Origin of the sequence: Sphingopyxis sp. (assembly GCF_041916015.1) — a bacterium.
In the GTDB taxonomy this organism is placed as follows: domain Bacteria; phylum Pseudomonadota; class Alphaproteobacteria; order Sphingomonadales; family Sphingomonadaceae; genus Sphingopyxis.
In genome coordinates this window covers 1-9,432 of sequence record NZ_JAYSAH010000078.1, presented here as the reverse complement: position 1 = coordinate 9,432, position 9,432 = coordinate 1, and the positions used below count along the sequence as shown (strand labels likewise).

Below are 9,432 nucleotides of genomic sequence, written 5' to 3'. Positions count from 1 at the left end.
GGCGACGGGCGGCGGAGGGAGCGGCGTCGCCTGCAGCGGCGGCGTCGGCGGCTGCTCGGCCGGGGGCTGCGGTGCCACCGACGGCTTCTCGGCCCGCTCACGCTCCTGATGGCTCGCCTCGGACGCCTGCTCCGGCACTTCGGAGGCCTCAAGGCTCACTGTGGTGACGCGCTCCTCCTTGACCTTGGGCCGCGACCCGAGCCCGAAGGACAGCAGCAGGAACAGCAGGATCGCGGTGATCAGGACGGCCAGGCCGATCGAAAGCGCACGCCGCCCCGCACCGATGCTGAGCTGCTCGGCATAAGGCGTGGCAGGGGAAGTTGCGGGAGAGAGACTCAGGGGAAGCAATCTTTGAAAGCGGCGGCCGCCGGTCGCCTTATTTCGCGCCATTCCCCCGGGGTCAATCCGTCAATCGCCCAACCCCCGATCCTCCACCTGACGAGCCGCAGCGTCGGATAGCCGACCGCGGCGGTCATGCGGCGAACCTGGCGGTTGCGGCCTTCGGTGATCGTCAGCTCGAGCCATGAATCGGGCACGCTCTTGCGGTATCGCACCGGCGGGTCGCGGTCCCACAGCGTCGGCGCATCGATGCGGCGGACGGTCGCGGGGCGCGTCGGGCCGTCGTTCAGCGTGACGCCGCGGCTGAGGGCGGCCAGCGCGGCGTCATCGGGCTCGCCCTCGACCTGCGCGAGGTAGGTTTTGGGCATCTTGTGCTTCGGCGACGATATCCGCGCCTGCAGCGCGCCGTCGTCAGTCAGGATCAGCAGTCCCTCGCTATCGCGGTCGAGCCGCCCGGCGGGATAGACGCCCGGCACGTCGATATAGTCGGACAGCGTCGCGCGCGCCTCAGGCGTTCCGCGGTCGGTGAACTGCGACAGCACGCCCCACGGCTTGTTGAACAGGATCAGGCGGGGCACGGCGTATCCTCAGCTATCGGAAACCTACCTGTAGCCGTTCGTGTCGAGCGAAGTCGAGACACCCGTCGTTCGCGCGTGCCTTCGGCCTGTCTCGACTTCCGCCGTTGGCGGAAGTTCATCCCGAGCGCCTGCCAAGCCAGTCGAGGGGCTCGACACGAACGGAAAGAATGGGGCGCGAACGGGAAAGAGGTGACGCCCAAAGAAAAACCGGCGGCCGATGGGGCCGCCGGTCTGTATCTTACGCCGCTTCCTTCTTGCGCGACGCCTTCTTGCGCTCGTGCGGATCGAGCAGCGCCTTGCGGATGCGGATGTTCTTCGGGGTCACCTCGACCATTTCGTCGTCGTCGATATAGGCGATCGCCTGCTCCAGCGTCATGCGGCGCGGCGGGGTCAGGCGAATCGCGTCATCCTTGCCCGTCGAACGGAAGTTCGTGAGCTGCTTCGACTTCATCGGGTTGACCTCAAGGTCTTCCGGCTTGGCATTCTCGCCGATGATCATGCCCTCATAGAGCGCCTCGCCCGGCGAGACGAAGAGAATGCCGCGCTCTTCGAGCGGGCCGAGTGCGTAGGCGACGGCTTCGCCATTGCCGTTCGAGATCAGGACGCCGTTCTTGCGGCCCTCGATCACGCCCTTGTACGGACCGTATTTCTCGAACAGGCGGTTCATGATGCCGGTGCCGCGCGTGTCCGACAGGAATTCGCCGTGATAGCCGATCAGGCCGCGCGACGGGCCCGAGAAGGTGATGCGGGTCTTGCCGCCGCCCGACGGACGCATGTCGGTGAGGTCGGCCTTGCGGATCTGCATCTTCTCGACGACCGTGCCGCTATGTTCGTCGTCGACGTCGATGACGACGGTTTCATAGGGTTCGGTGCGCTTGCCAGCTTCATCCTCGCCATAGAGCACCTTCGGGCGGCTGATGCCGAGTTCGAAGCCCTCGCGGCGCATCGTCTCGATGAGCACGCCGAGCTGGAGCTCGCCGCGGCCCGCGACGTCGAAGCTGTCCTTGTCGGCGCTTTCGGTGATGCGGATCGCGACATTGGTCTCGGCTTCGCGGAGCAGGCGGTCGCGGATCATGCGGCTCGTCACCTTGCTGCCCTCGCGGCCCGCCATCGGGCTGTCGTTCACGGCAAAGCGCATCGACAGCGTCGGCGGATCGATCGGCTGCGCGGCGATCGGCTCGCTGACGCTGGTGTCGGCGATCGTGTTCGCGACGGTCGCGTTGGTCAGGCCCGCGATCGCGACGATGTCGCCCGCTTTCGCTTCCTCGACGGGCACGCGGTCGAGCCCGCGGAACGCCAGCAGCTTCGACGCGCGGCCGGTCTCGATAACCTTGCCGTCCATGTCGAGCGCGTGGATCGGCTGGTTGACCTTAACCGTGCCCGACTGGACGCGGCCGGTCAGGATGCGGCCGATGAAATTGTCGCGGTCGAGCAGCGTCGCGAGGAAGGTGAAGGGCGCGTCTTCGGGCAGCCCAGGGGTCGGGACGTGCGATACGATCGTCTTGAACAGCGGCGTCAGATCGCCTTCGCGCGCATCGGGGCTTTCCGAGGCATAGCCGCCACGGCCCGAAGCATAGAGGATCGGGAAATCGAGCTGTTCGTCATTGGCTTCGAGCGCGAGGAAAAGCTCGAACACTTCGTCGAGCACTTCGGCGGCGCGCGCGTCGCTGCGGTCGATCTTGTTGACGACAACGATCGGCTTAAGGCCCAGCGCGAGCGCCTTGCCGGTAACGAACTTGGTCTGCGGCATCGGGCCCTCGGCCGCATCGACGAGCAGGATGACGCCATCGACCATGCTCAGGATGCGCTCGACCTCGCCGCCGAAGTCGGCGTGACCCGGGGTGTCGACGATGTTGATCCGCGTCTGGTCGGCGCCCTCGCCCCACTCGACGCTGGTGCACTTCGCGAGGATGGTGATCCCGCGTTCCTTTTCGAGATCGTTCGAATCCATCGCGCGCTCCTCGACGCGCTGGTTGTCGCGGAAGGTGCCCGACTGGCGGAACAGCTGGTCGACGAGGGTCGTCTTGCCATGGTCGACGTGTGCGATAATCGCAATATTGCGCAAAGACATGCGGTAGGAGCCTTGATGGAAGGGGGCAGCACCCGGAGCGCCGCGAAACGCCGCGCCCCTAACAGAAGAGGTGCTGCATCGCAACAAAATTGCCGAACGCTAAAGCAGCGCCACCAGACGCTCGAGCTCGCGCCCCGCCATCCGCGCTGCACGGACAAGGTTCGCGTGGAAATCCCCGGCACTCTCGCCGTTCGCTTCATCCGTCACCGCCTTGATCGCCGCCCACGGTTTGCCCAGCCGCGCCGCGGCCTGAGCGACCGCACCCACCTCCATATCGACGAGCGTCGCGCCCAGATTATTCGCGAGATCGGCTGCAGCATCGGGGCAGGCGACGAAGCTGTCGCCGCTCGCGATCCGCGCATGCGGCAGGCCGAGACCGGGATCGGGAATCGCGTTGAAGTGCGCCTCGCCCGCCTCGCCCATCGGCCATTCGCCCGCGCGGTAGCGACGAAAGACGCCGGGGTGCGACGCGCCATAATCATGCTGCACCGCCTCGGCGAGCCAATAGGGGCGCGCTTCTGCCGCGCCGAGCGCGCCGCAAGTACCGCTCATCAGCAGCATATCGGCCGCACCGCCGAGCATTCCCGCGCAGAGCGCCGCGTTGACCTTGCCCAGCCCGCAGATTGCGATCGTGACGGCGTGGCCGTGTGCCACGAGGTGGCGGAAAGCGAAGGAGCCCGCGCCTTTTGCACCTTCGCCGGGGAACAACGCATCGCCCTCTTCGGGAAGCGCGGCAAGGATGAGCAGATTGGCCATGACGTCCGTCTAGCTGCGGTCGCAAAGAATGAAAAAGGATAAGCGCACGGAAACGCCCCGATGCTGGACCCGCGGACGACGGCAGGCGTGGCACTCGTCCCGATCCTGGTCTATCAAGTCACACGACTGATCCTTTCGACGGAGTATCGCGCCGCAACGCGCATATCGTCGATAGGTGTAGTGCTTGAATAACACAGGTTCGCATGCCATATAGGTTTTGGCATTGGGGTTGGAAGGAACTGGAATGAGCGAAGAGACCGTGACGGCCACCGCTACCGAAGAACTGACGCTGACGCCGCCCGATCCCGTGCCCGTGGTTGCACCCGAAAAGGCCGCGGGCCTTGTCCCGCTGTCGGGCGAACAGAAATCGAAGCTCGAGGAACGCGTCGACGGCTTCATCGACGACCTCGTCGCGCAGGACGAAAATTCGCCCGAATTCGGCAAGCGCGTCGATCAGATCACCAATATGGGTCGCAAGGAGATGCTGGAGGCGGCGAGCCACAGCAACCGCTTCCTCGACCGCCCGGTCAAGGCGATCGACCGCGACACCGACATCGGCCAGAGCCTGATTGAACTGCGCACCACCGTCGAGCGGCTCGATCCGTCGGCGAACGGCAAATTGCTGTCGAAGCGCGGCTTCCTCGACAAGATCTTCGGCAGCAAGATCAACAATTATTTCGCGCAGTACCGCAGCGCCCAGACGCACATCGGCGGCATCCTGACCGCACTTGCCAACGGCAAGGACGAGCTGTTGATGGACAATGCCGCAATCGACGTCGAGCGCCGCAAGATGTGGGAATCGATGGGCAAGCTCGAGCAGATGGTCCACATTGCGAAGACGCTCGACGAGCGGCTGGAGACAAAGGCCGCCGAACTCGACGGCAGCGACCCCGCGAAGGCGAAGATCCTCCGCGAGAATGCGCTCTTCTACGCGCGCCAGCGCACGCAGGATCTACTGACCCAGATGGCGGTGACGGTGCAGGGCTATCTCGCGCTCGACCTCGTCAAAAAGAATAATGTCGAGCTGGTGAAGGGCGTCGATCGCGCCTCGACCACCACCGTCGGCGCGCTCAAGACCGCGATCACCGTCGCGCAGGCGATGACCAACCAGAAGCTGGTGCTCGAACAGATCACGGCGCTCAACACGACGACCGCGAACATCATCGACGGCACGTCGAAGATGCTGAAGGACAATACCGCGCGCATCCACGAACAGGCGGCGTCGAGCACGATTCCGATGGAAACGCTCTCCCGTGCCTTCCAGAATATCTACGACACGATGGATGCGATCGACACCTTCAAGATCAAGGCGCTCGACACGATGAAGACGACCGTCGGCGCGCTCGAGGGCGAGGTCGCCAAGTCGAAGGGCTATATCGCGCGCGCCGAGGGCGCGAGCCAGGCGCAGGCGAGCGTCGGCGGCGCCGACAGCCCGCTCGCGTCGATCGAGGGCTAGGATGAGCATGAGCGAGGTCGACAAGGTCCGGCTGTCGGCAACCGCCGCGATCGAGCGGTCGCGCGAACGCCGCCGCCCGATCGGCACCAAGAGCGTCGCGCTGCGCCGCCAGCATCTCTACCAGAAGCTCGCGCGCGTGCTGATCGCCGGCGGCATCGTGCTGATCGGCGCGGCCTTGTTCGGCGCGCTGATCCAGCCGCTCGGCTTCACGGGGCTGCTCGCGCTGTTCGTGCTGCTGATCGGGGTCGCGGTACTGTTCGGCAAATGGCCGCCCTTCCCCGAGCCGCGCCAGGCCGACCTGCCCAAGGCGGATCTCAAGCAGCTCGCGGGCCGCACCGAAATCTGGCTCGAAGCGCAGCGCCCCGCGCTCCCTGCTCCCGCACGCCAGCTGGTCGATGGCATCGGCGTCCAGCTCGACCTGCTCGCGCCGCAGCTCCAGACACTTGACGCATCGAGCCCGGCGGCCGCGAACATCCGCAAGCTCGTCGGCGAGGACCTGCCCGAGCTCGTTGCGGGCTATCAGCGCATCCCCGCTGGCCTCCGCAAGGAAGCCCATGCCGGCCGCACCCCCGACGAAACGCTCGTCGGCGGCCTCACGATGCTCGAGCGCGAGATCGGCGAAGCGGCGCGCAATCTCGCGGCCGGAGAACTCGATAAGCTCGCGACGCGCGAACGCTATCTCCAGCTCAAATATCAGGGCCTCGAGAGCGAAGACACGCCCTAAACCTGCCGCAGTCTCTGCGTCCCGCCGAACCACAGCGCGACGATTAGCAACAGCGGCGGCGCAAGGCCCCATTGCCCGGGGCCCGCGAGCGGGGCGAGCAGCGAGGATGACGACAGCAGCCACAGCGCCGTGAGCAGGGCGCCGATAGCCAGCGCCTCGAAAGCGAAGCTCCGCCAAAACCGCCGTTCGGCATGCGCCAGCGCCGCCTCGACATCGATCGCGCGGTCGACGCGCGCCAGAAACGCGCGGTCGCCCCCCGCTTCTCGCGCGCCTTCGGGCGGCGCAAGGAGCGCGCCCAGCATCGCATCGATGTCCCGGTCGGCCGGCTGCGTCATGTCGTGCCTCCTTCACCGATCATCCTCTGCGCCTTTGCCCGCCCGCGCAAGACCAGCGATTTGAGCGTCCCGAGAGGAATTCCCATGATCTCGGCCGCCTCGCCATGCGACCAGCCATGGCCGAAGCAAAGCGTAAGCGCCGCGCGTTCCTGCGCTGACAGAGACGCGAGCAGGCGGTCGGCGTCGATCGCGGCGTCGCTTGCCGGGCGGGGATCGACCGAGGTCGCGGTCTCTTCGTTCGCGGCCAGCACCTCACGCCGCCGCGCGGTGCGCCGCTGATCGAGGAAGAGCCGCCAGCCGATCCCGGTGAGCCAGCCGGCGTAGCTTCCCTGCCCGCGATAATCGCCGGCGCGTTGCCAGGCGCGGACGAAAGCCTCCTGCGCCAGATCGTCGGCATCGTTTCCCGCGACGCGCGACAGGAAGGCGCGCAGCCGCCCCTCGTGCCGGAGTACGAGGAGCTGGAAGGCCGCGCGATCCCCCGCCGCGACGCGGTGGTTGAGAAGCCGGTCGTCATCGTCACGCAGCGCCGCGCTCCCCGTCAGCCGCAGCGCGCGCGAGGCGGCGGCGATAGAGCAGCGCGATGCCCACAAAGGCGGGGAATAACGCAGCGCCCGCCGAAACGCGGATCAACTGTTCGTGCCCCTGGATCAGTCCGAAGCCTGCCATCGCAAGGCCGATCGCGAGCAGGACAAGCCCGTTGCGATCATCGCCCGGGGCATCGCCCGAGCGACCGAAGGCGAACTGCTCATAGGGCTTGTTGAGCTTGTCGATCATCGCCAGCGCGGTATCGGACTTGGCATCGAGCGCGCGGCGGATCGAGCGATGCAGCATCCACGCATTGATCAGCCGCGCGAGCAGGAAAAAGCCGATCACGAACAGCGCGACCATCGTGATATTCTCGAGCCAGCCGAAGAAATCGCCGCTGATCGCGACCAGTTCGGTCGTCGGCGGGGGCGGCGGCATGAACGACGCGATGTCGCGCGGGTCGATATAGGCCGCGACATCGGCGGGGCTGATCGACTGGCCCGCGGCCATCGGCACGGTAACCGCGGCGGGTGGCGGCGCGGCGGTCGCGGCCGCGGTGGCCGCAAGCAGATAGGTCATAGTCTTCCTCCTTCACGCCGCATGGCATGGTGAAACCACAGGCGGCGACCCCGGGCAAGGCGGCCGTGCGGGCACCGGGGAGAGCCTGTCACGCCGCGCGGGATCGCCGCCGGGACCGGCATGCGCCGATCATGACCTAGACGGCATCAACCCCGCCAGTGGATGCAGAGCGAGGAAATATTCGCGGGGACCGATGGAATCAGCGCGACCATCCCGCATCACGTGCTGCCCGCTCGGCGGCGGCGTCGAACGGATCGCCCGCCATCATTGCAGCCGCCGCGGCCGCCAGTTCGCCCGACGACGCCTGCCGATAATCCGCCTTCGGCTGCCCCGCGATCAGGCGCTCGAGCCGCCAGCGGTCATCGTTGCGGCAGCCGATGCCGTCGAAGGCCCGGCTTTCGAAGCTGCGGCAATAGCGGCCGTCGCGATCGCGGAAGCTGAGGCGGACATGCACCGCGGCATCGCCCGGCTGGTTCGAGGCAAGCTGCGTGTCGAGCGCCTTCGCCAGCGAGCCGGAGGCGATGAGCGCGCCGCCCTTCCCGGTCCCGACGTCGGTCGCGACCTCGGCGGCGGGCGTCCAGGGATGCGACCCGACGGTCAGCCCCAGCACGAGCGCCGCCGCGACCGCGCCCCACTGCATCGCACCGAACCGCGCCGCCTTCGCCTCGCGCCGCGCCGACAGACTGGTATCGATCTTGTCATCCGCCAGCAGCGCGCGGAGCCGCTCGGGCACCGGTTCCTCGGCGACCGGCGCAAAATGGGCCGCAAGCCGCGCCTTCAACGCGCGATGGCGGTCGATCTCGGCGGCGAGCGCGGCATTGCCTTCGGCCTCGCGCGCGATGCGGCGCGCCGTCAGATCATCGAGCTCGCCGTCGACGAAGGCCGCGACGGTCGCGGGGTCGAAAATCATGCCGCTTCTCCCAGATACTGCATCAGCGTCTCGCGCCCGCGGGCGAGGCGCGAAGTGACGGTGCCGATCGGCACCTCCAATATGTCGGCCGCCTCGCGATAGGCATAGCCCTCGACAAGGACGAGCATCACCACCTCGCGCTGCTCGTCCGGCAGGCGCGCCATCGCGCCGTCGACATCGCCGCGCAGCGCTCCTGCCTCGACCTCGGCCGCGCCATCGCCGGCAATCTGGCCGACGCCCTCGTCGATCGGATCGTGCGGACCGCGCCGTCCGGCGGCGCGGCGCTCGTCGATCCAGAGATTGCGGGTGATCCGGTACATCCAGCTATCCAGTCTCGTTCCCTGCCGCCACTGATCGCGCGATTTGAGCGCGCGCTCGATCGCCGCCTGACACAGGTCGTCGGCATCGCTCGCGTCCCGTGCCAGGCCGCGGGCGAAGCGGCGCAGCCGGGGCAGCAATCCCACCAATTCGTCCTCGAAGCGCATCTTCGCCTTTTCTCTCGTTCAGAGGAAGAAACGACGCGATCCTATCGTTTCTTCCGCAGCGTGCTAAATTTTTTACGCACCGGCCTGTCGCGCCGGCGCCTATGAGGACGAATGATGCGAATGTCCCCCGTCTTGCCGATGATCGCCGCGCTGCTCCTGACCGGCAGCGGGCAGATCGTGTCGGCGCAGGTCGCCTTGCCCGCCCTCCCCGATGTGACGCGATCCTTGCCGACCCTGCCCGATATCGGCGCGGAGCGGCTGATCGGCGTCACCGATACGCTGGCACAGGCGCGTATCGAGCGGATCGCCACCTTGCTCCGCGGCCGTCGCGAGCAGATCGAGGCCGACGAGCGCGGCGAGCCCGCGGTGCGCGGCGTGCTCGTCGCGAGCGGGGTCGACGACGCGATGGTCGAGCGCGCCGCCGGACAAGGCTATGCGCTGATCGATCGCGAGCGTATCGACGGCCTCGACCTCGACATCGCGCGCTTCCGCGTTCCCGACGGCCGGAGCCTCGGCCGCGCGCGCAAACAGCTTGCCAGGCTGCTTCCCGGTGCCGAGGTCGATGTCGACAATATCTATTTCGCGAGCGGGCCGGGCGGCGCCTTGCCGGGGGCCGCGCTTGCGAGCGCGGCGCCGGGCGGCGGCGCATCGCTCGGCCTGATCGACGGCGGCGT

The 9,432-nt window shown here is 67.4% G+C and carries 10 protein-coding genes and 2 pseudogenes; 3 read left to right on the top strand and 9 right to left on the bottom strand.

Translation table 11 applies throughout. From position 1 onward, the window contains the following. The 4 genes and pseudogenes from ACE3SL_RS11800 to ACE3SL_RS11785 all read right to left on the bottom strand — a co-directional run. A pseudogene (locus ACE3SL_RS11800) lies at positions 1-348 on the bottom strand (hypothetical protein); the annotation flags it as partial. Next, a complete protein-coding gene (locus tag ACE3SL_RS11795; RefSeq protein ID WP_374525933.1) occupies positions 336-917 on the bottom strand; it encodes a pseudouridine synthase in 582 nt (193 codons plus the stop codon). The gene ACE3SL_RS11795 and the pseudogene ACE3SL_RS11800, both read right to left, overlap by 13 nt. 238 nt (positions 918-1,155) lie before the next feature. Beyond that, positions 1,156-2,988: a translational GTPase TypA gene (gene typA, locus ACE3SL_RS11790; protein WP_374525932.1), complete on the bottom strand. Its 1,833-nt coding sequence runs from the start codon at positions 2,986-2,988 to the stop codon at positions 1,156-1,158. 99 nt (positions 2,989-3,087) lie between these two features. After that, positions 3,088-3,744 carry a purine phosphorylase gene (locus ACE3SL_RS11785; RefSeq protein ID WP_374525931.1) on the bottom strand — a complete coding sequence of 219 codons (657 nt, stop codon included), beginning with the start codon at positions 3,742-3,744 and terminating at the stop codon, positions 3,088-3,090. Between the two features lie 244 nt (positions 3,745-3,988). On the opposite strand from ACE3SL_RS11785, the gene ACE3SL_RS11780 reads away from it, so the two are divergent. Both ACE3SL_RS11780 and ACE3SL_RS11775 read left to right on the top strand, forming a co-directional pair. Further along, positions 3,989-5,200 (top strand): toxic anion resistance protein, encoded by a 1,212-nt coding sequence (locus tag ACE3SL_RS11780; protein WP_374525930.1) that lies wholly within the window; start codon positions 3,989-3,991, stop codon positions 5,198-5,200. Between the two features lie 7 nt (positions 5,201-5,207). Further along, complete coding sequence (locus tag ACE3SL_RS11775) at positions 5,208-5,924, top strand: hypothetical protein (RefSeq protein ID WP_374525929.1); 717 nt, start codon at positions 5,208-5,210, stop codon at positions 5,922-5,924. Here ACE3SL_RS11775 and ACE3SL_RS11770 read toward each other — a convergent pair. From ACE3SL_RS11770 to ACE3SL_RS11750, 5 genes are all read right to left on the bottom strand, one after another. Continuing rightward, positions 5,921-6,259 carry a hypothetical protein gene (locus ACE3SL_RS11770; RefSeq protein WP_374525928.1) on the bottom strand — a complete coding sequence of 113 codons (339 nt, stop codon included), beginning with the start codon at positions 6,257-6,259 and terminating at the stop codon, positions 5,921-5,923. The genes ACE3SL_RS11775 and ACE3SL_RS11770 overlap by 4 nt on opposite strands. Beyond that, complete coding sequence (locus tag ACE3SL_RS11765; RefSeq protein ID WP_374525927.1) at positions 6,256-6,849, bottom strand: RNA polymerase sigma factor; 594 nt, start codon at positions 6,847-6,849, stop codon at positions 6,256-6,258. The genes ACE3SL_RS11770 and ACE3SL_RS11765 overlap by 4 nt, the downstream gene beginning before the upstream one ends. Continuing rightward, positions 6,776-7,363 (bottom strand): hypothetical protein, encoded by a 588-nt coding sequence (locus tag ACE3SL_RS11760; RefSeq protein WP_374525926.1) that lies wholly within the window; start codon positions 7,361-7,363, stop codon positions 6,776-6,778. The genes ACE3SL_RS11765 and ACE3SL_RS11760 overlap by 74 nt, the downstream gene beginning before the upstream one ends. A 199-nt stretch (positions 7,364-7,562) precedes the next feature. After that, positions 7,563-8,273: an anti-sigma factor gene (locus tag ACE3SL_RS11755; RefSeq protein ID WP_374525925.1), complete on the bottom strand. Its 711-nt coding sequence runs from the start codon at positions 8,271-8,273 to the stop codon at positions 7,563-7,565. Next, positions 8,270-8,758, bottom strand: a complete 489-nt coding sequence (locus ACE3SL_RS11750; protein ID WP_374525924.1) for an RNA polymerase sigma factor — start codon at positions 8,756-8,758, stop codon at positions 8,270-8,272. Before ACE3SL_RS11750 ends, ACE3SL_RS11755 begins: the two co-directional genes overlap by 4 nt. A gap of 120 nt (positions 8,759-8,878) precedes the next feature. On the opposite strand from ACE3SL_RS11750, the pseudogene ACE3SL_RS11745 reads away from it, so the two are divergent. Further along, positions 8,879-9,432 (top strand): annotated as a pseudogene (locus tag ACE3SL_RS11745) (serine protease); the annotation flags it as partial.

Excerpts from the sequence above, each read along its gene's own strand:
- ACE3SL_RS11750 (WP_374525924.1), bottom strand. The coding sequence starts at position 8,758 with ATGCGCTTCGAGGACGAATTGGTGGGATTGCTGCCCCGGCTGCGCCGC.
- ACE3SL_RS11785 (WP_374525931.1), bottom strand. The coding sequence starts at position 3,744 with ATGGCCAATCTGCTCATCCTTGCCGCGCTTCCCGAAGAGGGCGATGCG.
- ACE3SL_RS11780 (WP_374525930.1), top strand. The coding sequence starts at position 3,989 with ATGAGCGAAGAGACCGTGACGGCCACCGCTACCGAAGAACTGACGCTG.
- ACE3SL_RS11760 (WP_374525926.1), bottom strand. The coding sequence starts at position 7,363 with ATGACCTATCTGCTTGCGGCCACCGCGGCCGCGACCGCCGCGCCGCCA.
- ACE3SL_RS11770 (WP_374525928.1), bottom strand. The coding sequence starts at position 6,259 with ATGACGCAGCCGGCCGACCGGGACATCGATGCGATGCTGGGCGCGCTC.
- typA (WP_374525932.1), bottom strand. The coding sequence starts at position 2,988 with ATGTCTTTGCGCAATATTGCGATTATCGCACACGTCGACCATGGCAAG.
- ACE3SL_RS11755 (WP_374525925.1), bottom strand. The coding sequence starts at position 8,273 with ATGATTTTCGACCCCGCGACCGTCGCGGCCTTCGTCGACGGCGAGCTC.
- ACE3SL_RS11775 (WP_374525929.1), top strand. The coding sequence starts at position 5,208 with ATGAGCGAGGTCGACAAGGTCCGGCTGTCGGCAACCGCCGCGATCGAG.